The sequence below is a fragment of the Stenotrophomonas sp. Steno-Z4 genome (assembly GCF_056393145.1).
The window spans coordinates 1,340,263-1,362,290 of record NZ_JBWJPC010000001.1 but is presented as its reverse complement, the minus strand read 5'-3'; the positions used below and the strand labels follow the sequence as shown (position 1 = coordinate 1,362,290).

General features: G+C 68.7%; 18 protein-coding genes. 13 read left to right on the top strand and 5 right to left on the bottom strand.

The window, feature by feature from the left end; translation table 11 throughout:
• Positions 1 to 16: 16 nt before the first annotated feature.
• The 9 genes from AC06E7_RS06035 (at position 17) to AC06E7_RS05995 (ending at position 9,723) form a co-directional block, all read left to right on the top strand.
• Positions 17 to 1,258, top strand: coding sequence for an NAD(P)/FAD-dependent oxidoreductase (locus AC06E7_RS06035; protein WP_095363319.1), 1,242 nt, complete (start codon positions 17 to 19; stop codon positions 1,256 to 1,258).
• Positions 1,246 to 1,797: a DUF3261 domain-containing protein gene (locus AC06E7_RS06030; protein ID WP_093532651.1), complete on the top strand. Its 552-nt coding sequence runs from the start codon at positions 1,246 to 1,248 to the stop codon at positions 1,795 to 1,797. The genes AC06E7_RS06035 and AC06E7_RS06030 overlap by 13 nt, the downstream gene beginning before the upstream one ends.
• The gene (locus AC06E7_RS06025) at positions 1,794 to 2,981 is read left to right on the top strand and encodes a beta-ketoacyl-[acyl-carrier-protein] synthase family protein (RefSeq protein WP_478063501.1); all 1,188 of its coding nucleotides are present in this window, start codon (positions 1,794 to 1,796) and stop codon (positions 2,979 to 2,981) included. The genes AC06E7_RS06030 and AC06E7_RS06025 overlap by 4 nt, the downstream gene beginning before the upstream one ends.
• A 2-nt stretch (positions 2,982 to 2,983) precedes the next feature.
• Entirely contained in the window at positions 2,984 to 3,439 is a 456-nt protein-coding gene (locus tag AC06E7_RS06020; RefSeq protein ID WP_478063499.1) for a hotdog family protein, read from the top strand.
• Positions 3,436 to 4,167, top strand: coding sequence for a 3-oxoacyl-ACP reductase FabG (gene fabG, locus AC06E7_RS06015; protein WP_478063497.1), 732 nt, complete (start codon positions 3,436 to 3,438; stop codon positions 4,165 to 4,167). The genes AC06E7_RS06020 and fabG overlap by 4 nt, the downstream gene beginning before the upstream one ends.
• On the top strand, positions 4,167 to 5,408 hold the full coding sequence (locus AC06E7_RS06010; protein WP_068854444.1) for a beta-ketoacyl-ACP synthase: 1,242 nt from the start codon (positions 4,167 to 4,169) through the stop codon (positions 5,406 to 5,408). The genes fabG and AC06E7_RS06010 overlap by 1 nt, the downstream gene beginning before the upstream one ends.
• Positions 5,409 to 5,454: 46 nt before the next feature.
• On the top strand, positions 5,455 to 5,892 hold the full coding sequence (locus tag AC06E7_RS06005; RefSeq protein ID WP_093532656.1) for an excinuclease ATPase subunit: 438 nt from the start codon (positions 5,455 to 5,457) through the stop codon (positions 5,890 to 5,892).
• 230 nt (positions 5,893 to 6,122) lie between these two features.
• Complete coding sequence (locus tag AC06E7_RS06000) at positions 6,123 to 6,389, top strand: YcgL domain-containing protein (RefSeq protein WP_184126006.1); 267 nt, start codon at positions 6,123 to 6,125, stop codon at positions 6,387 to 6,389.
• A complete protein-coding gene (locus AC06E7_RS05995; RefSeq protein ID WP_478063494.1) occupies positions 6,382 to 9,723 on the top strand; it encodes an ankyrin repeat domain-containing protein in 3,342 nt (1,113 codons plus the stop codon). The genes AC06E7_RS06000 and AC06E7_RS05995 overlap by 8 nt, the downstream gene beginning before the upstream one ends.
• Positions 9,724 to 10,102: 379 nt before the next feature.
• On the opposite strand, the gene AC06E7_RS05990 is transcribed toward AC06E7_RS05995, so the two are convergent.
• Positions 10,103 to 11,905: a monovalent cation:proton antiporter-2 (CPA2) family protein gene (locus AC06E7_RS05990; RefSeq protein WP_478063493.1), complete on the bottom strand. Its 1,803-nt coding sequence runs from the start codon at positions 11,903 to 11,905 to the stop codon at positions 10,103 to 10,105.
• A gap of 307 nt (positions 11,906 to 12,212) precedes the next feature.
• On the opposite strand from AC06E7_RS05990, the gene mgtE reads away from it, so the two are divergent.
• From mgtE to AC06E7_RS05975, 3 genes are all read left to right on the top strand, one after another.
• Positions 12,213 to 13,583 (top strand): magnesium transporter, encoded by a 1,371-nt coding sequence (gene mgtE / locus AC06E7_RS05985; RefSeq protein WP_478063492.1) that lies wholly within the window; start codon positions 12,213 to 12,215, stop codon positions 13,581 to 13,583.
• A 128-nt stretch (positions 13,584 to 13,711) separates the two neighbouring features.
• Positions 13,712 to 16,441: a bifunctional acetate--CoA ligase family protein/GNAT family N-acetyltransferase gene (locus tag AC06E7_RS05980; RefSeq protein WP_426805244.1), complete on the top strand. Its 2,730-nt coding sequence runs from the start codon at positions 13,712 to 13,714 to the stop codon at positions 16,439 to 16,441.
• A gap of 54 nt (positions 16,442 to 16,495) precedes the next feature.
• The gene (locus tag AC06E7_RS05975) at positions 16,496 to 17,194 is read left to right on the top strand and encodes an alpha/beta fold hydrolase (protein WP_320457729.1); all 699 of its coding nucleotides are present in this window, start codon (positions 16,496 to 16,498) and stop codon (positions 17,192 to 17,194) included.
• A 1-nt stretch (position 17,195) separates the two neighbouring features.
• Here AC06E7_RS05975 and AC06E7_RS05970 read toward each other — a convergent pair whose 3' ends face one another.
• From AC06E7_RS05970 to AC06E7_RS05955, 4 genes are all read right to left on the bottom strand, one after another.
• A complete protein-coding gene (locus AC06E7_RS05970; protein ID WP_478063491.1) occupies positions 17,196 to 18,428 on the bottom strand; it encodes a type II toxin-antitoxin system HipA family toxin in 1,233 nt (410 codons plus the stop codon).
• The gene (locus tag AC06E7_RS05965) at positions 18,418 to 18,732 is read right to left on the bottom strand and encodes a helix-turn-helix domain-containing protein (RefSeq protein ID WP_320457731.1); all 315 of its coding nucleotides are present in this window, start codon (positions 18,730 to 18,732) and stop codon (positions 18,418 to 18,420) included. The genes AC06E7_RS05970 and AC06E7_RS05965 overlap by 11 nt, the downstream gene beginning before the upstream one ends.
• A gap of 162 nt (positions 18,733 to 18,894) precedes the next feature.
• The gene (dkgB, locus tag AC06E7_RS05960; RefSeq protein WP_217538940.1) at positions 18,895 to 19,698 is read right to left on the bottom strand and encodes a 2,5-didehydrogluconate reductase DkgB; all 804 of its coding nucleotides are present in this window, start codon (positions 19,696 to 19,698) and stop codon (positions 18,895 to 18,897) included.
• Positions 19,699 to 19,765: 67 nt separating this feature from the next.
• Entirely contained in the window at positions 19,766 to 20,980 is a 1,215-nt protein-coding gene (locus AC06E7_RS05955; RefSeq protein WP_478063490.1) for an MFS transporter, read from the bottom strand.
• 106 nt (positions 20,981 to 21,086) lie between these two features.
• Here AC06E7_RS05955 and AC06E7_RS05950 point away from each other — a divergent pair, with 106 nt between their 5' ends.
• Entirely contained in the window at positions 21,087 to 21,989 is a 903-nt protein-coding gene (locus AC06E7_RS05950) for a LysR substrate-binding domain-containing protein (protein WP_478063488.1), read from the top strand.
• The last annotated feature ends 39 nt before the right edge of the window (positions 21,990 to 22,028 follow it).

Sequence of the window (22,028 nt, the reverse complement as noted above, 5' to 3'; positions counted from 1 at the left end):
GATCAAGGATGCATCGATGACCGCAGCACTGGAAACAACTGAAATCCTGGTGATCGGAGCAGGTCCTGCCGGTTCCGTGGCCGCCGCCATGCTGCGCCAGCAGGGCCGCCAGGTGCTGATGCTGGAGCGCCAACAGTTCCCGCGCTTCTCCATCGGTGAGAGCCTGCTGCCGCAGAGCATGGAATACATCGAAGCGGCCGGCCTGCTGCAGGACGTGGTCGAAGCCGGCTTCCAGTACAAGAACGGTGCGGCCTTCGTGCGCGGCGAGCGCACCACCGAGTTCGACTTCCGCGACAAGTTCTCGCCGGGCTGGGGCACCACCTACCAGGTGCAGCGCGCCAATTTCGACGACGTGCTGGCGCGCGGTGCCGAGCGCATGGGCACCACCCTTCGTTTCGGAGACGAAGTGCTGTCGGTCGAGCCGGGCAGCCCGGCGCGCGTGCAGGTGCGCCGCCCGGATGGCAGCGAGTACACCATCGAAGCCGGCTTCATCCTCGATGCCAGCGGCTTCGCGCGCCTGCTGCCGCGCCTGCTCAACCTGGAATCGCCGTCGAACTTCCCGGTGCGCGGTGCGATCTTCTGCCACGTGCGCGACCACATTCCGGCCGATGCCGGTTTCGACCGCAACAAGATCCTGATCACCACCCATCCCGAACACGTGGACGTGTGGTACTGGACCATCCCGTTCTCCAACGGCTGCTGTTCGCTGGGCGTGGTGGCCGAGCCGAGCTTCTTCGAGAAGTACGACGGCACCGACCTGGAGAAACTGCAGGCCATCGTCGGCGAAGACCCGAACCTGACCCGCCTGCTGAAGAACGCCGAATGGGCGGTGCTGCCGGTGCGCACCATCACCGGCTATTCGGCCAACGTCAGCTCGCTGTGGGGCGAGGGCTACGCGCTGCTGGGCAACGCCGGCGAGTTCCTGGACCCGGTGTTCTCCTCCGGCGTGACCATCGCCTTCAAGTCCGCGCAGCTGGCCAGCGACTGCCTGGCGCGTCGGCATGCCGGTGAGCAGGTGGACTGGGAACGCGAATTCGCCCTTCCGCTGCGCGCCGGGGTGAAGACCTTCCGCCGTTTCGTCGAGGCTTGGTACGCCGGTGGCTTCCAGAAGATCATCTACCACCCCGACCCGCAGCCGGATGTGCGCCGCATGATCTCCTCGATCCTGGCCGGTTACGCGTGGGACACCACCAACCCGTACGTGGCCGATGACAGCGGCCGCCGCCTGCGGGTGCTGGAGGAACTGTGCACCGGCTGATCCTGACGTTGCTGTTGAGCGTGTTGCTGGCGGCCTGCGCCAGCACCCGCATGCCCGCTCCCCTGGTGCAGCTGCCGACCCTGCAGCTGGCACCCTCGGCGCTGGCCGAACCGCTGCAGCTGCAGCAGCGCCTGCAGTTCCGCTTCGGCAGCCACGAGCGCGAGCTGGATGCGCTGCTCGAGGCCGATGGCGAGCAGGTGCGGCTGGCGGTGCAGGCAATGGGCCAGACCGGCGTGCGCATGGTCTGGGACGGGCACACCCTGGAACAGACCCGCGCCCCGTGGCTGCCGCCGCAGGTGCGTGGCGAACGCGTGCTGGATGACCTTCAGTTCGCGCTGTGGCCGGCCGATGCCATCCGGGCGAAGCTTCCCGCTGGATGGAGCCTCGTCGAGGCCGACGGTGGCCGCCGCCTGGAGCAGGGTGGGAAGGCGTGGCTGGTACTGGAACCGCTCGACGGCGGCCGCCTGCGCCTGCGCAACCTGGCCGAAGGCTATGAACTGGTGATTGAATCGTTGGACATGGGACAGGCACGACAGTGAGCAGCAGCGCGGTATATCTGAACGAGCTGGGTGTGGTCTGCGCACTGGGCAGCGGGCGCGCGCAGGTGCGCGACGGGCTGTTCGCCGACCAGCCCGGCGGCCTGAGCGACAACGACACCCTGATCGCCGGCCGCACCCTGGCGCTGGGCGAAGTGAGCGGGCCGCTGCCGGACCTGTCGGCGTTGCCGGTGGCGCTGCGCGGACGCAACAACGCGCTGCTGGAAACCGCACTGCTGCAGATCCGCCCGGCGGTGGAAGCGGCGATCGCGCGCTTCGGCGCCGGGCGCGTCGCGGTGATCATCGGCACCAGCACCTCGGGCATCGGTGAATCCGAAGGCGCGCTGCGCCTGCAGGCCGACGAAGGCCGCTGGCCGGACGGTTTCGACTACGCGCAGCAGGAAATGGGCACCTCGGCGCGCTTCGTGCGCGAGCGGATCGGCAGCGATGGTCCGGCCTGGACCATTTCCACCGCCTGCTCGTCCAGCGCCAAGGCGCTGATGTCCGCCGCGCGCCTGCTGCGTTCGGGAGTGGTCGATGCCGTAGTGGCCGGTGGCGCCGATTCGCTGTGCCGCTTCACCGTGGCCGGGTTCTGCGCGCTCGAATCGGTGTCGGCCGCGCGCTGCAACCCGTTCTCGCGCCACCGCAACGGCATCAACATCGGCGAGGGCGCCGCGCTGTTCCTGATGACCCGCGAGCCCGGCCCGGTGCGCCTGTCCGGCTGGGGCGAATCCTCCGACGCGCACCACATGTCCGCGCCGGACCCGCAGGCGCGCGGCGCCATCGAGGCCATCCAGCAGGCGCTGGACCGCGCCGGCCTGGCCCCCGACCAGATTGATTACGTCAACCTGCACGGCACCGCCACTGGCCACAACGACGCCATGGAAAGCCTGGCCGTGGCCAGCGTGCTGGGCACGCAGGTGCCTGCCAGCTCGACCAAGCCGCTGACCGGGCACACCCTGGGCGCCTCGGGCGCGATCGAAGCGGCGCTGTGCTGGATGACCCTGGCCGACAACCCGGGCCAGCGCCTGCCCACGCACTGGTGGGACGGGCAGGGCGACGAGGCGCTGCCGGCGCTGGCCCTGGTGGCGCCTGGCACGCGCGCGGCGCAGCCGCTGCAGCATGTACTCAGCCATTCGTTCGCCTTCGGCGGCAGCAATGCCGTGCTGGCGCTGGCGCGGGGATGAGCATGCAGTTGCCGACCGATATCGAAAGCGTGCTGCCGCATCGCGAGAGCCTGCGGCTGATCGACCGGGTCATCGAATGGCAGGCGGAATCCATCGTGGTCGAAGTGGACGTGCCCACGCACGGCCTGTTCTCCACGCCTGAAGGGGTGCCCGCCTGGGTGGGCGTCGAGTACATGGCACAGGCGATTGCGGCCTGGGCCGGCTGCCGCGCGCGCGCCGAAGGGCGCGAGCCGTCGATCGGATTCCTGCTCGGCACCCGCCGCTATACCGCCCACCAGCCGGCTTTCACGCCGGGCAGCTGCCTGCGGGTGGAGGCACACTGCGAGCTGATGGGCGAAAATGGACTGGGCATGTTCGCCTGCCGGATCCTGGCAGGGGATGTTGAATTGGCGGTCGCCAATGTATCGGTGTTTGAACCACGCGATGCGATGGCTTATCTGGAGAGTGGAGAGGCATGACAGGGAATCTGACCGTGCTGGTGACCGGCGCCAGCCGGGGCATCGGCCGCGCCGTGGCGCTGCGGATCGCGCGCGACGGCTTCGATGTGGTGGTGCATTGCCGCAGCAGGATCGACGAAGCGCAGCAGGTGGTCGCGGAGATCCAGGCACTGGGCCGCCAGGCCCGCGTGCTGATGTTCGACGTGTCCGACCGCGATGCCGCGCGCACCGCGCTGGAGGCCGATGTCGAGGCGCACGGCGCCTACTACGGCGTGGTCTGCAACGCCGGCATCGCCCGTGACGGCGCCTTCCCGGCCATGCCGGCAGAGGACTGGGATGCGGTGGTGCACACCAACCTGGACAGCTTCTACAACGTGCTGCACCCGCTGGTGATGCCGATGGTGCGGCGGCGCAAGCCCGGCCGCATCGTCACCCTGTCTTCGGTGTCGGGGCTGGTCGGCAACCGCGGCCAGACCAACTACAGCGCGGCCAAGGCCGGCATCATCGGCGCCACCAAGGCGCTGGCGCTGGAACTGGCCAGCCGCGCGATCACCGTCAACTGCGTGGCACCGGGCCTGATCGAGACCGAGATGGTCAACGAAGAAGTGCTTGAGCAAGCCCTGAAACTCATTCCCGCCGGGCGCATGGGCCAGCCGGACGAAGTCGCGCACGCGGTCTCGTTCCTGCTCTCCGAATCGGCCGGGTACATCACCCGCCAGGTGATCTCGGTCAACGGAGGGATGGTCTGATGAGCCGACCCGATCGTCGCGTCGTGGTGACCGGTGCCGCCGCCATCAGCCCGCTGGGGCACGACTGGCCGAGCATCCGCGCGCGCCTGCATGCGCAGGAAAACGCGGTGCGCTACATCCCCGGCTGGGAAGTGTTCGACGGCCTCAACACGCGCCTGGCTGCACCGGCTGAAGACTACGAGCTGCCCTCGAACTACAACCGCAAGACCACCCGCAGCATGGGCAAGGTGGCGGTGATGTCGGTGCGCGCCACCGAACTGGCGCTGGAAGCGGCCGGCCTGCTCGGCCATCCGGTGCTGCGCAGCGGCCTGGCCGGCGTGGCCTACGGGTCGTCGTCGGGCAGCCACGAAGCCACCGCCGAATTCGGCCGCATGCTCCACGAGCACACCACCGAAGGCATCAGCGCCACCACCTACCTGAAGATGATGAGCCACACCTCGCCGGTGAACATCGGCGTGTTCTTCGGCTTGTCCGGTCGCGTGTATACCACCTCCAGCGCCTGCACCTCCGGCAGCCAGGGTGTGGGGTCCGGCTACGAGGCGATCCGCAGCGGCAAGCAGACGGTGATGGTCACCGGCGGCGCCGAACAGCTCGACGCCACCGCCGCGGCGGTGTTCGACACCCTGTTCGCCACCAGCGTGCGCAACGATGCGCCGAAGACCACGCCAAGTCCCTTTGATGCCCACCGCGACGGCCTGGTGCTGGGCGAGGGAGCCGGCACCCTGATCCTGGAAGAGCTGGAACACGCGCAGGCGCGCGGCGCCACCATCCTGGCCGAAGTGGTCGGCTACGGCACCAACAGCGACGGCCAGCATGTCACCCAGCCCACCGCCGACACCATGGCCCAGGCCATGCGCCTGGCGCTGGAAGACGCCGGGCTGGAACCGCAGCAGATCGGCTACGTCAACGCACATGGCACCGCCACCGAGCACGGCGACATCGCCGAAACCCAGGCCACCGCCCAGGTGTTCGGCGCAGGCATGCCGATCAGCTCGCTGAAGAGCTACGTCGGCCACATGCTCGGCGCGTGCGGCGCGTTCGAGGCCTGGGTGACCATCGAAATGATGCGCGAAGGCTGGTTCGCCCCGACCCTGAACCTGCACGAGGTCGACCCGCGTTGCGGCGCGCTCGATTTCATCCGCGGCGAAGGCCGGCAGATGCAGCCCGAGTACGTGATGAGCAACAACTTCGCCTTCGGCGGCATCAACACTTCGTTGATCTTCCGCCGCTGGCAGGACTGACTTTCCCCCGAGCAACACCCCGCCTTACCAACAAGGAGATGTTTGAATGCGTCGTTTTGCCCTGATTGCCGCCACCGCCCTGCTTGCTGTTGCCAGCACCGCCAACGCCCGTGAAACCCGGGTCGAGCTGCCGCTGCATGACCTGATCAACTCCCCGGAGGCGAAGGCCGCCGGCATCGACGGCAGCGTCCGCTTCTTCCTGGCCGGCGAAAAGGTCAACGTCCAGCAGCGCCTCGGCGAAGACGTGACCAACAAGAAGACCAATGCCGCCAACAAGAGCGATGCCGAGGCCTGCAACTGGGTGGCCCTGTCGGCGCTGAAGGCGCTGCAGGACGGCGCCAAGTCGCGCGGCGCCAACGCCGTGGTCGACGTGGTCAGCTACTACAAGAAGAACGAGTTCAAGAGCACCACCAACTTCGAATGCTACGCAGGCGCCATCCTGGCCGGCGTCGCCCTGAAGGGCACCTACGCAAAGGTGAAGTGACGCTTCGCGGCACTCCACCGGTAGCAGCCGACTGTTAGTCGGCTGGCATCGCCGCCGCCGTTCCCCCCGGAACGGCGGCGGCCGCCCTACCTGAACACCGTCGCGACATTGATGAACCTGAATCTGCCGCGCGCCAGCAAACCGACACCTTGGCGCCTGCCCGGCTTTCGTAGTTGCCTGCTTTACTCCACAATCGGCGTATCTATTCCCAGGGCCAAGCCCCGCGGGCAATGCAAGCCTACGTCTACAAAAGCCAACGCAAGCAGGACACTTACGTCTACCTCGCCGCCCGCGACGCCTTCGATGCCATCCCCGATGCGCTGAAGGCCACGCTGGCGCCGTTCGCATTCGTGCTGGAAGTTGCCCTGACTCCGGACCGTCGCCTCGCCCTGGCCGACGCCGATCAAGTGCGCGCCAACCTCAAAGAGCGCGGCTTCCACCTGCAGATGCCACCGCCGCCGGTCGCGCCCGTGAAGGTGCCGCGCCGCGATGACTGATATTCCGCGCACCCGCGCTGCCGCCATCGCCTTCGCCACGGGCGGCCTGCTGTCGCTGGCCGCGGTGCTGGGCGGGGTGCCGGCTGCGCTGGGTGCCGCACTGGCGCAGCCGGCGTTCGCGCTGGGCGTATCCTGGTGGCGGCGCAGCCGCGCCGTGCCGGCGCTGCCCCAGCTGGGCCGCCAGGACCTGCCGGCGCTGCTCGCGCTGTGGTCGGTGGGCCCGGCCCTGCTGGCGTTGCTGGTGGCCTGGCCGCTGGCCGCGCTGCACGACAGCGGCAGCCTGGCCGCTGTGCTCGGCCTGAGCGTGGCGGTCAGTGCCGCGCTGCTCGGCGTCTGGCGCACCTGGCCGCTGTGGAATGAAATCGAACGCAGTGACGGCAGCCTGGCGCGCCACTGGCGCACCCTGGCCGGCCGCGATCTCAGCGCCTGGCGCGGGCTGGTCGTGGCCGCGCTGGTGGTGGCGATCTGCGCGCTGGTGGTGGTTCCTGCGTGGCCGGGGCTGGTGCCGGATGCCCTGCGCTGGACCTTCGCGCTGGCGGTGCTGATCGGTTCGCCGCTGGCCCACCTGGCCCTGCAGCGCATCGCGCCGGCCGATCCGCTGGGCAGCCGCAGCGTGCTCGACCTGGGCAGCGACCCGTTCGCCGCCGCCGCCCAGCACGACGACCCGGGCCAACCGCTGGAGCCGCTGGCCCAGCACGAACGCCTGCCGGCGCTGTACGAAGCCGCGCGCAGCGGCCGGGTCGACCGCGCCCTGCAGCTGCTGGCCGCCGGGGCGGACCCGCAGGGCCTGCCCGACCCGACCTGGCGTGACCAGCGCAGCCTGGTGGTGCTGGCCGCCGTGCTGCCCGACCTGCGCCTGCTGCGCGAACTGATCGCCCGTGGCGTGGGCGTCAACACCCCGCACAAGGGCATGACCCCGCTGCTGGCCGCCACCCGCGACAGCTGGCACGGCCGCCCCGAAGCGGTGATGACCCTGCTGGCCAACGGTGCCGATTCGCGCGCGGTCGACAGCGACGGCAACACCCCGCTGCACCACGCCGCGCGCAGTTCCGACCCCGGCGTGGCGGCATTGCTGCGCGATGCCGCGGCCGAAGTGGATGCACTGAACAATGACGGCTGGTCGCCACTGGCAGTGGCCTGTCAGGTCGGCAACTGGCGTCTGGCGCGGTTCCTGCTGGAGCGCGGTGCGCGCACCGAACCGGCCGAGGGCACCCCCGTGCTGCTGGCTGCGGCCGGTACCGAAGAAGACGATCCGGCCGGCGTGCAGCTGCTGCTCAAGCACAAGGCGCGCGCCGACGCGCGCGACCGCCAGCGCCGCAGCGCGCTGCATGAAGCGGCATTGGCCGGCCACGTGGACATCATCGATGTGCTGCTGGCGGCGGGCGCCAACCTTGAATCGCGCGATGCGCTGTCTCGTACGCCGTGGCTGGAAGCCGCGCGCGGTGGCCGGGCCGGGGTGGTCGAACACCTGCTGCCGCACAAGCCCGACCTGCATGCGGTCGACGTGGAAGGCCGCAACGCGGTGCTGCTGGCCTGCATGGCCGACAATGTCTCGCCGCTGCTGGTCCGCCGCCTGTTGGACCTGGGCATTGCCGCCGACGTCTCCGATCCGCAGGGACGCCGCGCCGTGGATATCGCCGCCGCCGCCGGGCGCTGGGCGATCGTCTCGCTGCTGGACCGCAGCTACCCGCTGCCCACCGCAGTGAGCGATGGCCTGGCCAGCGCGGGCGAGGACGACAGCGGGCAGGGCAGCCCGGCACTGCCGGACCGCCCGCCGCTGGACCTGCTGCGCGAAGCGCTGGGATTCGGCAACGTGGATGGCATGGCCTCGCTGGCCCGCCTGTGCAGCCCGGACGAACTGGGCGGCCTGCTCCACGACGGTGAACTGGCGCTGGACCCGCACGCGGTGGAGTGGCTGCTGGCGCACGGTGCCGCGCCGGAGGTCCTGGATGCCTGCGGCGATACCCCGATGTTCGCGCTGCTGGCGCGTGGCATCGATGCGGTGCCTGCGCTGCAGGTGCTGCTGCGCCGGGGCGTATCGCCGACCGGTGCCGGGGGCCTGGCCCGCCTGCTCAGCGCCTGCGCCCAGCACGACCAGGCCGCGCGCGGGCTGGAACAGCTTGCATTGGAACTGCTCGAACGCGGCGCCGATCCGTTTGCGGCCTCGCCGGCCGGCGATCCGCCGCTGTCGCTCGCCGTTCGCCTGGGCTGGCTGCGCCTGCAGCAGGCCCTGCTCACCCTCGGCGTGGACCGTGAAGCCCGCGACAGCCACGGCATGACCGCGCTGCACCTGGCCACCGCGCTGGCCCGCGAAGGCTCGTTGAAGCTGCTGGTGCAGCAGGGCGCCTCGCCTGAAGCCCGCGCTGCCGATGGCCAGACCCCGCTGGGCGTGGCGCTGTCGATCGGCCGCCGCGACCTGGCCGATTGGCTGGATTGGCGGGTCTGGCAGCTGCCGCGCCGCGCGCTGCGTGCCGCCGATCTCCCCGCCGCCGCGATGGCCGGCGATGCCGACGCCGTGCGCCGGTTGAACGACCTGGGCTTCGCGGTGGACGTGGTGGATGCGCAGGGCTGCACCGCGCTGCTGCGTGCCGCCGGTGGCGGCCACTTGGCCGTGGTCGACCTGCTGCTGGCGCGTGGCGCCAACCCGCAGCACGCTGCAGCCAGTGGTGCCACGCCGCTGTCGGCGGCGGTGAGCATGCGCCAGATCGACATCGTGTCGGCGCTGCTGGATGCCGGTGCGGAACTGGAATACAAGCTGCCCGGTGGCGTGACCGTGCTGATGCTGGCGTCCGCGCTGGGCCTGCCGGACATCGCCGCGCGCCTGCTGACCGCCGGTGCCAACGTGCATGCGGGCGACGCGCAGCAGCTGGGGCCGCTGCATTGTGCGGCCCTGTACGGCTTTGGTGCGCGGGATCGTTCGCGCCTGCTGGCGCTGCTGGACACCTTGTTGCTGGCCGGTGCCGAACCGGACCAGGCCGCAGCCGGTTCGGTGACCCCGCTGCTGTTGCTGCTGGGCGCGCGCGCCGAGCCGGGTACCGCGTGCGATGAGCAGATCGTGCTGGCCGCCGTGGAGCGGCTGCTCGATGAAGACGTGTCATTGGATGCGCGCGATCCGCGTGGGTTCGGTCCGCTGCACCTGGCGGCATTGCACGGCCTGCCGCTGCTGGTGCAGCGCCTGCTGCGCGCAGGCGCGGATCCGGACGTACGCGACGCGTTGAACCGCAGCCCGCGCGAGATCGCGGTGATGCGCGGTTTCATCGACGTGGCCGGCGAGTTCGAACCGCGCGTGCCGGGCGTTTCGTCGATGGCCCGGTTCCTGCGCGATAACGGGTAACGGCGGCGCCTTGTCTCGACCGGTGTAGCCGGCCGGTGTATCCGGCCGGTAAATCCGACCCGTATATCCGACCTGTGTATCCGACCGGTATATCCGACCCGTGTATCCGACCGGTATATCCGACCCGTGTATCCGACCGGTAAATCCGACCGGTATATCGACCGGTAGAGCCGACTGTTAGTCGGCTGCTCTCCGTTCCGACGTCATGAACCCCTGACACACGGCTTCGGACGGTCATCAACCGCGATCAGTGCGCCGCAGCCGTTGGGTGCGTGTCTGCGGATCTTCGGGCCGCGCTGCGCGCGGTCGCCGACTGACAGTCGGCGCTACGAATTGCTGGCGAACGATGGGGGAGCTGGATACGTCCGATCGGTTCCGTTCAATTGTCGCGTTGGTTGTCTGGCTTTTCATCGCGTTCCGCATCGGCTTCGAACAGGCGCATCAAATCTGCCCTCGCATCGCGCGAGGTCTGCATGACCGCGGCATCGTCGTCGTAGACCAGGTACTGGTCGCGCAGCAGTTTTTCATCGTGCTCACGGAAGCGCTCCACGTGGTTGCGCGCCGTCTCCGTGGAAAGGCCCAACGCGGTCAGCACCCGCTCGCTCATGTCCAGGCTGCTGCCGAACACCTCGCGGAACGGTTCGGCCGACATGTCCATCAGCCGCCATGCGTGCTGGCGGTTGCGTGCGCGGGCCAGCACCACCGCGTCCGGGTACAGGCGCCGGATCAGCCGCGTGGCGCGCATGTTCGCTTCCGGGTCGTCCAGCGTGATCACGTAGACCCGCACATGCTCGCCGCCGGCCGCGCGCAGGATCTCCGGCCGGGTCGGGTCGCCGTAGTACAGCTTGTTGCCGAAGCGGCGCAGGTCCGACACCGTATCCGGGTTCGCTTCCAGCGCCACGAACGGGATTTTCTGTGCGGTCAGCAGGCGTGCCACCACCTGGCCGAAGCGGCCCATGCCAGCGATCATCACGCTGGGTTCGGTGCCGCTGTTGTCGATGGTGTCGGCCGCGGGCCTGTCGCGCGCCACCTCGTGTTCGCGCCCCAGCAACCGCAGCAACCCGATCAACAGCAGCGGCGTGAGCGCCATCGACAGGCCTACGATCGCCACCAGCCGGTCGTGGTTGGCATTGCCCAGCAGGTTCGCGCGCTGCGCTTCGTTGAACACCACGAACGCGAATTCACCGCCCAGCCACAGCACGCTGCCGAGCAGCAGCGCGTGCCGCGTGTTCAGCCTGGCCAGCTTGCCGATGCCGAACAGCAGGCTGAACTTCACCACCAGCAGCACCGCCACCCCGATCGCGATCGCCCACGGCTCGGCCACCACCCGGTCCAGGTCGATGCCCATGCCCACGGCGATGAAGAACAGGCCCAGCAGCAGCCCCTTGAACGGCTCGATCTGCGATTCCAGTTCGTGCCGGAATTCCGAGTCCGAGAGCAGCACGCCGGCCAGGAACGCGCCCAGGCTGGGGCTCAGGCCCACCGTCTGCATGAACCACGCCGTGCCCAGCACCACCAGCAGCGCCATCGCGGTGAACACCTCCGGGCTGCGCGTACGCGCCACGGTGTTGAACAGCCAGCGCAGCACCGGCCGCCCGCACAGGATCACCACCGCCAGCGCGCCCAGCGCCACCGCCACGTCGTTCCACTGCAGGGTTTCATTGCGCGCCCCGCCCAGCAGCGGAATCGCCGCCAGCAGCGGAATCGCGATCAGGTCCTGGAACAGCAGGATGGCAAAGCCCAGCCGGCCGTAATCCGTGTTGAGCCCCTTGTGTTCGGATAGCAGCTGCAGGCCCACGGCAGTGGACGACAGCGCCAGCGCGATGCCCACGATCAGCGCTCCCTTCCAGTGGAAGTGGTCCAGCATCAGCAGGCTGCCCAGCACCAGCGCGCTCAGCGCCACCTGCGCGGTGCCGGCGCCGAACACCGAGCGCCGCATCACCTTCAGCCGCGTGGGCGACAGCTCCAGCCCGATCACGAACAGCAGCATCACCACGCCGATCTCGGCCGCGCCGAGGATCCGGTCGGCATCCTGCACGAAGCCCAGCCCGTCAGGTCCGAGCACCACGCCCGCCGCCAGGTAGCCCAGCACGGCACCCAGCCCGAGCTTCTTGAATACCGGCACCGCGATCACCGCGGCCAGCAGCAGCACCAGGGCCAGGACCAGCGCACCGCTATGCATGGGGAAACCTGCGCATCGCATCATCGGCCTGTCGCCGGCGGCCTATTATGCGGCCCCGCGCGTCAATGACCTTCAACCGGGCCCGAACGAGGGCCCGCAAGGGGTTGACCCGGTCTGCGTGCGGGTCCAGACTGCCGCCCGCTGACCGCGCCAGCACGGCGCGCCCAGCGAAACCCTTCCGGAGTCCACACCCATGTCCAGCGACAGTAGAAGTCGACCTTGCTCGACGCCAGCGATGGCCACCGCCTGACACGGGACGGTTCGCCAGCGTTGGCGTCGCGCGATCGCGATCCACAAGGCGAACCCCATGAACCAGAAAGACCTCCTGCGCCCGGTGGCGGATGCCGCCGCCCTGAGTGCACCCCTGCAGGACTTCAACACCGCCGACGCGGTGGAATACCTCAACACCCTGGCGCTGCCGCGCGCCGCCGACACCTTGGCCGCGTTGCCGTTGCCGCGCGCGGTGAAAATGCTCGAACAGCCCGAGCTCACCCGCAGCGGTGACCTCGTGGCCGCGCTGCCGGTGGCCAAGGCCGCCGCGCTGCTGGGCCTGATGGCCGACGACCGTGCCACCGACATCGTCCATGAGCTGGACGAGGACGAACGCGCGCGCCTGATCCCATTGCTCAGCGCCGATTCGCGCCGGGCCATCCAGCAGCTGCTCAGCTACCCGCCGCACACCGCCGGCGCGCTGATGACCACCGAATTCGTCAGCGTGCCCGCCGACTGGACCGTGGGCCGCACCCTGCAGCACATCCGCGAAGTCGAGCGCACCCGCGAGACCGTGTACGCCATCTATGTGCTGGACCCGGTCACCCAGGCCCTGCAGCAGGTGGTCACCATGCGCCGGCTGATCACCGGCCTGCCGGACGAGCCGATCCTGGAGGTGGCCCAGGTCAATCCGCCGGTGACCGTCGATGCCATGCTCGACCAGGAAGAAGTGGCTCAGCTGATCCGTCGCCACGACCTGCTCGCCATTCCAGTGGTCGATGCGCGCCAGCAGGTGCTGGGCATCGTCACCGTGGATGACATCCTGGATGCGCTGATCGAAGAATCCACCGAGGACGCGCACAAGTTCGGCGGCATGGAAGCGCTGGAAAAGCCGTACATGCAGATCGGCTTCTTCGAGATGCTGCGCAAGCGCGCCGGCTGGCTCAGCGTGCTGTTCCTCGGCGAAATGCTCACCGCCAGCGCCATGCAGCATTACGAGGACGAGCTGGCCCGCGCCGTGGTGCTCACGCTGTTCATTCCGCTGATCATGAGCTCCGGCGGCAATTCCGGTTCGCAGGCCACCTCGCTGCTGATCCGCAGCCTGGCCCTGCGGGAACTGCGCCTGCGCGACTGGTGGAAGGTGGCGCTGCGCGAAGTGCCTACCGGCATCACCCTGGGTGCCATCCTCGGCGTGCTGGCGATCATCCGCATCGTGTCCTGGCAGCTGCTCGGCCTGCACGACTACGGCGAGCACTGGCAGCTACTGGCGTTGACCATCGGCGCGGCGTTGGTCGGCATCGTCACGTTCGGCTCGCTGTCCGGTTCGATGCTGCCGTTCATCCTCAAGCGCCTGGGCTTCGACCCGGCCAGTGCCTCGGCACCGTTCGTGGCCACCCTGGTCGACGTCACCGGCCTGGTGATCTACTTCAGCATCGCTGCGATGATCCTGCGCGGCACGTTGCTGTAACCGCACCATGTCGCCACGCCGCGTGCGGCGTGGCGATGCGGCGGCAGCCGATCCTTGCGCCAGATCATCCCAACGCGACCGCCAGCCGTGTACCGTGTCACCACGTGTCCCGGTGACTGTTCGACCCCATGAGCACCTACCACCTGCAATCCGTATTCCGCCCGCAGTCGGTGGCCGTCGTCGGCGGCAGCCCGCGCGAGCGTTCCGCCGGCCGCGCGGTCATGCGCAACCTGCGCGCCACCGGCTTTCCCGGCAAGGTCGCCTGGATCAATCCGCGCTACGGCGAAATCGACGGCATCAGCACGGTCAAGCGGCTGAAGGACCTCGACTGGGTGCCCGAACTCGTCGTCATCACCGCCCCGGCCAGCATCGTGCCGCAGGTGGTGGCCACCGCCGCTGAACGCGGCGTGGCCGCGGCCATCATCCTCACCGCCAACCTCGGCCACGGCCCGGGTTCGCTCAGCGAGCAGGTTGAAGCGGCGGCACGGCCCAAGGGCCTGCGCATCCTCGGCCCGCATTGCCTGGGCGTGATCGCCCCGCATGCACGGCTCAATGCCAGCATCGCCGCGCACTTCCCGCAGGCGGGCGACCTCGCACTGATCTCCGAATCCAGCGCCATTGCCGCAGCGCTGGTCGAATGGGGCGTGGCGCGATCGGTCGGCTTTTCCGCCGTGGTCTCGCTGGGCGACGCACTGGACGTCGACTTCGGCGACCTGCTCGACTACTTCGCCACCGATTACCGCACCCGCGCCATCCTGCTCTACGTCGAACACATCCGCGACGCGCGCAAGTTCATGTCCGCCGCTCGCGCCGCCGCGCGTGCCAAGCCGGTGGTGGTGGTCAAATCCGGCCGCCACATCCGCATCGATCCCGATGGCGACACCCACGTGCAGGCGCTGGCCAGCTCCGACGCGGTGTATGGCGCCGCGTTCAACCGCGCCGGCCTGCTGCGGGTGAGCGCGCTGGATGAGCTGTTCACCGCTGCCGAAACGCTCGGCCGCCTCGGCACCTTCCCGGGCCGCCGGCTGGCCATCCTCAGCAACGGCGGCGGGGTAGGGCGGCTGGCCGTGGACCAGCTGCTGGCCCTGCGCGGCAGCCTGGCCGAGCTTTCGCCCGGCACCATCGCCGAGCTGGATGCCGTCTTGCCCGAAGGCTGGTCGCGCAGCAATCCGGTCGACATCGTGGTCGACGCAGACGGTGACCGCTACGCCGCCGCCATCGATGCGCTGATGTCCGACAGCGGCAACGATGCCGTGCTGGTGGTCAACGTGCCCACCGCGTTCACCTCATCGGCAGACGCCGCGCAGGCACTTACCCGCACCCTCGGCCTGCGCCCGCGACACCATCGCGACAAGCCGGTGTTCGCGGTGTGGCTGGGCAACGACGACCGTGCCACCGCCACCCTCAACGCCGCCCGCGTGCCGACCTACCCGACCGAGGCCGAAGCCGTGCGGGGCTTCCAGCACCTGGTGCGCTACCGCGATGCGCAGGCGGCGCTGATGGAGACCCCGCCCAGCCTGCCGCAGGATTTCGTGGTGGATACCGCCGCCGCGCGCGCCATCGTCGAGGCCGCGCTCGCCGCCGGCCAGCAGTGGCTGGACCCCATCGCCACCCACCAGCTGCTCTCGGCCTACGGCATTCCCTCCGCGCCGGTGATGCAGGCGCGCGACCCGCACGAAGCCATGGACCTGGCCCAGCCGCTGCTGGAGCAGGGCGCCACCGTGGCGGTAAAGGTGTTCTCGGCCGACATCCCGCACAAATCCGATGTCGATGGCGTGCGCCTCAACCTGGGCACCCTGCAGTCCGTGCAGGCCGCCGCCAGCTCCATCCTCGCCCGCGCCCATGAGATGCGCCCCAACGCGCGCATCGACGGCGTGCTGGTGCAGCCCACCATCGTGCGGCCAAAGGCGCGCGAATTGATTGCCGGCATCGCCGATGACCCGACCTTCGGCCCGGTGGTGGTGTTCGGCCGTGGCGGCACCGCCGTGGAAGTGATCGACGACAAGGCGCTGGCGCTGCCGCCGCTGGACCTGCGCCTGGCCCATGAGCTGATCGGCCGCACCCGCGTGTCGCGCATCCTCAAAGCCTACCGCGATGTCCCGGCGGCAGACGAGCGCGCCGTCGCGCTGATCCTGGTCAAGCTGGCGCAGCTGGCCGCCGACATTCCCGAAGTGCGCACGCTGGACATCAACCCGCTGCTGGCCGACCGCGACGGTGTCATCGCACTGGACGCGCGCGTGGCCATCGCGCCCTCGCGCAAGCTGCACAAGGGCCGTGGCCATCCGCGGTTCGCCGTGTTCCCGTACCCCAAGGAGTGGGAACGCACCATCACGCTTTCCGACGGTGCGCCCGCGTTCGTACGCCCGGTGCGGCCGGAAGACGACGCGCTGTTCCGCGCCTTCTTCGCCCGCGTCACCGACGACGACCTGCGCCTGCGTTTCTTCCAGTCCGTGAAGCATTTCAGCCACGAATTCATCGCGCGCCTGACCCAGCTCGACTACGCCCGTTCCATCGCGCTGGTGGCGATCGACCCGCGCAGTGGCGACATGCTCGGCGCGGTGCGCCTGCATGCGGATGCGGATTACGATCGCGGCGAGTACGGCATCCTGATCCGCTCCGACCTCAAGGGCCATGGCATCGGCTGGCGCCTGATGACCATCATGATCGAATACGCGCAGTGGCTGGGCCTGAACATCGTTGAGGGCCAGGTGCTGCGCGAGAACAGCACCATGCTGGCGATGTGCCAGAGCCTGGGCTTCAAGACGAAGCTCGATCCCGACGACTCCACGGTCATGGTGGTGACCCTGCCGGTGCAGGAAGCGCAGGTCGCGCTGCCGCCGGAGGGTGTCACGCACTGAACCCGCGGGCGGCACCGACGCCCCCTCGACGTCGTGATAGCCGACAATGACGTCATGACCGATCGCATTCCGCTGCTGCTGTTGCCCGGCCTGCTCAACGACGCCGAACTCTGGCGCGCGCAGGTGGCCGCCCTTTCCGACATCGCCGACTGCACGGTCGGCGACCAGACCCGCGGCGAGACGATGCAGGCCGTGGTCAACGACGTGCTGGCCCAGGCCCCGGAACGCTTCGCCCTGGCCGGCTTCTCGCTCGGTGGCTTCGTCGCCCAGCAGATCCTGCGCGTGGCCCCGGAGCGGGTACTGCGGCTGGCGTTGATCGACACCTCCATCCACGCCGACTCGCCCGAGCGCGCCGCCCAGCGCCAGTCGCAGCGTTCCAGCGTGCGCCTCCCCGGCACCTTCCATGGCTTCGGCGACAAGCTGATGCGCAGCTACATCGATGCCTCGCGGCTGGACGACTACGTGCTGGTACAGCGCGTGCGTGACATGACCGCACGCCTGGGTGCCGAAGTGTTCCTGCGCCAGAGCGCGCTCGATCGCGTTGACGGCCACGACGTACTGGCCGGCTACCGTGACCCGCTTCTCATCATCTGCGGTGCCAACGACCGCATCACCCCGCTGCCGATCAGTGAGGAGATGCACGCGCTGGTGCCGGGCTCAACGCTGGTGGTGATCCCCGACTGCGGCCACCTGGCACCGATGGAACAGCCCGACGCTGTCAACGCCGCCATGCGGGAATGGCTTCAGCGCTGATCTAGCCAGGCAAGCGCATGCGCTGCAACGCCCGGCCCACATCCGCGGCGCGCAACCCTGTTGCCTCCAGTTCGGCGCGTGCATGGCCCAGTGCCTCCAGCACCTCGGTTTCAATCCGTTCCCCGTCCTGATCGTCCAGGCCGAATCGCGCCAGATCACTGCGGGCGTTTCGCAGGGTGGCCACACGTCCTTCAGTGCCAACGCCGATTGCCTGCAGGTCGCCGCCCATGGCCACGATGTCGAAACTGGGCGCGTGACGCCAGCGACCGTCGAACAGCAGTCCGTGGTTACGCAGATGGTCGTCGCTATTGCCGATCAGGACATTCAGCAGCATGCGGCGGTAAAGAATGGAGCCGGCATCGGGCACGCCAATCTGCCGACACAATGCAGCCAGGTTGCCGTAGGTGACCCGGCCCAGCGGCGCCCGCACGTCGTTCGGGCCCATCCTGGCCGAAGACAACAGCGCATGCAGGCTCAGATAGTGCAACCTGCCCTGCTCAGGACGGTCGAAGCGCGCTACCAGCAGCAGTGAACGGCCATTGATGTCCAGCACGCGATGGTCAGGGACATCCAGGCCAGCCCGCCGGGCCAAGCTCAGGCAGGCACACTCCACCCGTGGAATATCGATGTCGTCGTCTGGCTTCTGGAACTTGGCGATCCACTCCCGCCCTTCATCGCGCACCTTCGCCTTCTCTCTGACACTACTGCGTTCAATGACATTTGCCTTGGGCCGCGCGCCACCCAGAGTGCTGCCCGCATCGAGGATGTGTTGCATTGCCTCGGGCGGTATCGGCTCACCCAGGATGACGTGCCGTGCCGCCTGTTCGAGTTCGGCGAGGTCGGTGAGCGGCAGCAACGCACGTGGAGGAGCAGGGCGCGTCCGCGACTGCGAAAACAGCAGGCAGCCGGTTCCGCTGCCGTTGCTCAGTCGCAGCAGATCGAGCGGCGTATTCGGGGGGCCCCGTTCCAGCTCCAGCAGGCGGCGGCCCCAACTGTCCGGCCCTGCGTCGGCCAGCACGCCTGGAACGCCCTGATTGACCGCCGTCGTCTGCTCGCCATCGCGCAGCGGGAGGTTCAAGGGATCCAGCGCGAAGCCGTTCCCGCGGCGCCAGTTGCTGGCGTAGGTGAATTGCCCGACGCCGTTGCTCCAGCGTACCCGGCCGCACAGCTGGTGTTCGCCGTCGAGGCGACCGTCGACGATGCCGGGCGCGAAAACGTAGAGTTCAGAAGTCATCGTCGCGCGACACACGCGTAGGCAGGCGCTGGCGTTCCAATGCGCGTCCCAGCGGGTCGGCGTCCACGACATCCAGAATGCGATCCACCATCCCGGCGTCGAGCACTTGAAGCACTTCCAGCACGCTGGCGACTGCAAGGCCGGGGTGGCCGCTTTCCAGTTTGTGCAGGGTGGTGCGGCCGACGCCAGCACGCTCGGCAAGCTGCTCCTGGGTCAGTCGCTGCCGCTTGCGCATTGCCTGGACGGATCTGCCCAGCTGGAGCGTTGCAGCCAAGGCGGCGGGAGACTGGGAGTGGGTCTGCACGTGCTCACCGGAGAAGTTCAGTATTCGACACCTTATCGCATCTTCTGTGTCGAATAGAGAACTTTTCAGCGCGCGTCGGTCACTTCGGGCGCAGAGCAGGGAGAATGTTCAGGATCCGGTACGGTATGTAGGATTACGTATCGAATCCTGAACAAATCACCCTCAATCCCACGCCGGCGCAATGCCTTCCGGGTTCGCCAGCCGCTGTCCACGATCCAGCGTGGCAATCTGCGCCATGTCCTCGTCGCTCAACCGCAGGTCCGCCGCGAGCAGGTTGCTGGCCAGGTTCTCGCGCTTGGTCGAGGACGGAATCACCGCAAAGCCCTGCTGCAGCGCCCAGGCCAGTGCGACCTGCGCCGGGGTGGCGTCGTGGCGTTCGGCAATGGCCTGGATCACCGGATCCTTCAGCACCTCGCCATAGGCCAGGCTCATGTAGGCCGTCACATGGATGCCCTGCTCACGCAGGAACGCAATCAGCGCCCGGTTCTGCAGGTACGGATGCACCTCGATCTGGTTGGTCGCGATCGCATCGGCACCGAGGATCGCGATCGCCTGGCGGGTAAGGTCGATGGTGAAATTGGAAATGCCGATCTGCCGGGTCAGGCCTTCGGCCTTGGCCTGCGCCAGCGCGCCGAGGTATTCGGCCATCGGCACCGCGTCGTTCGGCGACGGCCAATGAATCAGGGTCAGGTCGACATGGTCGGTACGCAGCTTGCGCAGGCTTTCGCGCAGGCTCTCCAGCAGCGCATCGTGCTGGAAGCTGGCGATCCAGATCTTGGTGGTCAGGAACAGGTCCTCACGCGCCACGCCAGACTCGGCGATGGCCTGCCCGACCTCGGCTTCGTTGCCGTAGATCTGCGCCGTATCGATGGCGCGGTAGCCCACGTCCAGTGCGTTGCGGACCGAATCGATGACGGTCTGGTCCTTCAGGCGGAACGTGCCAAGGCCGAATGCGGGAATGCTCATGGAAAACTCCTTCAGTGGGGGAGTGCAGGCTACGCCGTGCACCGTTAAACGAATCAAATGAGAAGGCTCAATGGGCGGCGACAACCACGCCCTCGGCGCGATCCTCGATCCCGTCACGCCGGTCCAGCCGCCCGCTCAGCACGGTCAGCCCCAGCGCACCCAACACCACCAGCGCGCCCAGCCACGGCGTATGCATCAGGCCCAGGTGATCCACCACCAGCCCGCCCAGCGAAGCACCCATTGCGATGCCCACGTTGAACGCGGCGATGTTCAGGCCAGAGGCCACATCCGCCGCCTGCGGCGCAAAGCGCTGCGCCTGCTTCACCACGTACACCTGCAGCCCCGGCACGTTGCCGAACGCCACCGCGCCCAGTGCCAGCACCGTCAGCAGCACCAGCCAGGTGTTGTGCGCGGTGAAGGTCAACGCGAACAGCACCAGCGCCAGCAGCCCGAAGATCAGCTTCAGCGCCGGAATCGGCCCACGGCGGTCGGCCAGGCGGCCACCCCACAGGTTGCCGATCGCCACCGACACGCCGTACACCAGCAGCACGCCGCTCACCGCGTTCGGCGAGAAACCGGTGACGTCCTGCAGGATCGACGCAAGATAAGTAAAGGACAGGAACGTACCGCCATAGCCCAGCGCGGTGATCGCATACACCAGCAGCAGGCGCGGCTGCGCCAGTACCGAAAGCTGCTGGCCGAACGTCGCCGGCTCGCTGCGCTGCAGGTTGCGCGGCACGAACAGCAGGCTGCCGATCAGCGCGATCACGCCCAGCGCCGCCACTGCCAGGAAGGTGGCGCGCCAGCCCAGGTGCTGGCCGATGAACGTGCCCAGCGGCACCCCGGTGACCAGCGCCACGGTCAGGCCGGTGAACATGATCGCAATCGCACTGGCCGCCTTTTCCTTCGGCACCACCGAGGTGGCAATGATCGAGCCGATCGAGAAGAACACGCCGTGTGCCAGCCCGGTCAACACCCGCGCCACGATCAGCGAGCCATAGCTGGGCGCCATCCAGGCGATCACGTTGCCCAGGGTGAACAGCACCATCAGGGCCACCAGCAGGGTCTTGCGTGGCACCCGGCCGGTCAGGGCGGTCAACACCGGCGCGCCGACCGCCACGCCCAGCGCGTACAGCGAGACCAGCAGGCCCGCGGAGGGCAGGGACACGCCGAGGTCGGCGGCAATGGTCGGGATCAGCCCGACGATGACGAATTCTGTGGTGCCGATGGCGTACGCACCCAGCGTAAGCGCCAACAGGGCCAAGGGGATGCCACGGGACATGAGCGTTACCGGTGGAAGAAGAAGGTGCGCAGTCTGCGCGCACGACTCTTGCCGAAAAACCGGTCTTCACGCCAATGACTCTTGCTTCATGGTCAATAATGGGGCCATGAAGACCACCCTCGATGAAATGCAGGCGTTCATCGCCGTGATCGACAGCGGTTCGATCACCGCCGCCGCCGAAGCACTGGGCCAGACCACTTCCGGGGTCAGCCGGGCCTTGGGCCGCCTTGAGGAAAAGCTGGGCACCACGCTGCTGACCCGCACCACCCGGCGGCTCCAGCTCACCGAAGAGGGTGACGCGTTCCTGGCCCAGGCCCGCGCCATCGTGGCCTCGGTGGAAGCGGCAGAGGAGCACATGACGGCGCGGCGGCAGCGCCCGGCCGGCCGCCTGCGCGTGGATGCGGCCACCCCGTTCGTGCTGCACGTCATCGCGCCGATGGTCGCCGGGTACCGGGCGCTGTACCCGGACGTGCAGCTGGAGCTCAACAGCAGCGAGCGCTACATCGACCTGCTCGAGCGCCGCACTGACGTCGCCATCCGGATCGGCCCGCTGGCCGATTCCACCCTGCACGCGCGCCCGCTCGCGCACAGCCGCCTTCGCGTATTGGCCAGCCCGGCCTACCTCGCCCAGTACGGCACGCCGAAGACGGTTGAAGAACTGGACGGCCACGCGCTGCTCGGCTTCAACGAACCGGATTCGCTCAACCACTGGCCGCTGCCCGGGCGCACCGACGCGCTGCTGCACATCCGCCCGGCGGTGGCGGTGTCCAGCGGCGAAACGCTGCGCCGGCTGGCGCTGGAGGGGGCGGGCGTGGTCTGCCTGTCCGACTTCATGACCCACCGCGACCGCGATGCGGGCACGCTGGTGCAGGTGCTGCCGGCGCTCACCGTGGAAGTGCGCCAGCCCATCCACGCCGTGTACTACCGCAACACCGCCGTCTCGGCGCGGATCAGCAGCTTCCTGGATTATCTCGCCGAATCCATGACCGGGCGGGCGTTCCTCCGCTGAAACCTATGCATGGGCCGGCCAACGGCCGGCGCTACCCAC

Bases quoted from the DNA above. Each gene is read 5' to 3' on its own strand.
- AC06E7_RS06035 (WP_095363319.1), top strand. From the start codon at position 17: ATGACCGCAGCACTGGAAACAACTGAAATCCTGGTGATCGGAGCAGGT.
- AC06E7_RS06020 (WP_478063499.1), top strand. From the start codon at position 2,984: ATGCAGTTGCCGACCGATATCGAAAGCGTGCTGCCGCATCGCGAGAGC.
- fabG (WP_478063497.1), top strand. From the start codon at position 3,436: ATGACAGGGAATCTGACCGTGCTGGTGACCGGCGCCAGCCGGGGCATC.
- AC06E7_RS06010 (WP_068854444.1), top strand. From the start codon at position 4,167: ATGAGCCGACCCGATCGTCGCGTCGTGGTGACCGGTGCCGCCGCCATC.
- AC06E7_RS06005 (WP_093532656.1), top strand. From the start codon at position 5,455: ATGCGTCGTTTTGCCCTGATTGCCGCCACCGCCCTGCTTGCTGTTGCC.
- AC06E7_RS06000 (WP_184126006.1), top strand. From the start codon at position 6,123: ATGCAAGCCTACGTCTACAAAAGCCAACGCAAGCAGGACACTTACGTC.
- AC06E7_RS05995 (WP_478063494.1), top strand. From the start codon at position 6,382: ATGACTGATATTCCGCGCACCCGCGCTGCCGCCATCGCCTTCGCCACG.
- AC06E7_RS05990 (WP_478063493.1), bottom strand. From the start codon at position 11,905: ATGCATAGCGGTGCGCTGGTCCTGGCCCTGGTGCTGCTGCTGGCCGCG.
- mgtE (WP_478063492.1), top strand. From the start codon at position 12,213: ATGAACCAGAAAGACCTCCTGCGCCCGGTGGCGGATGCCGCCGCCCTG.
- AC06E7_RS05980 (WP_426805244.1), top strand. From the start codon at position 13,712: ATGAGCACCTACCACCTGCAATCCGTATTCCGCCCGCAGTCGGTGGCC.
- AC06E7_RS05975 (WP_320457729.1), top strand. From the start codon at position 16,496: ATGACCGATCGCATTCCGCTGCTGCTGTTGCCCGGCCTGCTCAACGAC.
- AC06E7_RS05970 (WP_478063491.1), bottom strand. From the start codon at position 18,428: ATGACTTCTGAACTCTACGTTTTCGCGCCCGGCATCGTCGACGGTCGC.
- dkgB (WP_217538940.1), bottom strand. From the start codon at position 19,698: ATGAGCATTCCCGCATTCGGCCTTGGCACGTTCCGCCTGAAGGACCAG.
- AC06E7_RS05955 (WP_478063490.1), bottom strand. From the start codon at position 20,980: ATGTCCCGTGGCATCCCCTTGGCCCTGTTGGCGCTTACGCTGGGTGCG.
- AC06E7_RS05950 (WP_478063488.1), top strand. From the start codon at position 21,087: ATGAAGACCACCCTCGATGAAATGCAGGCGTTCATCGCCGTGATCGAC.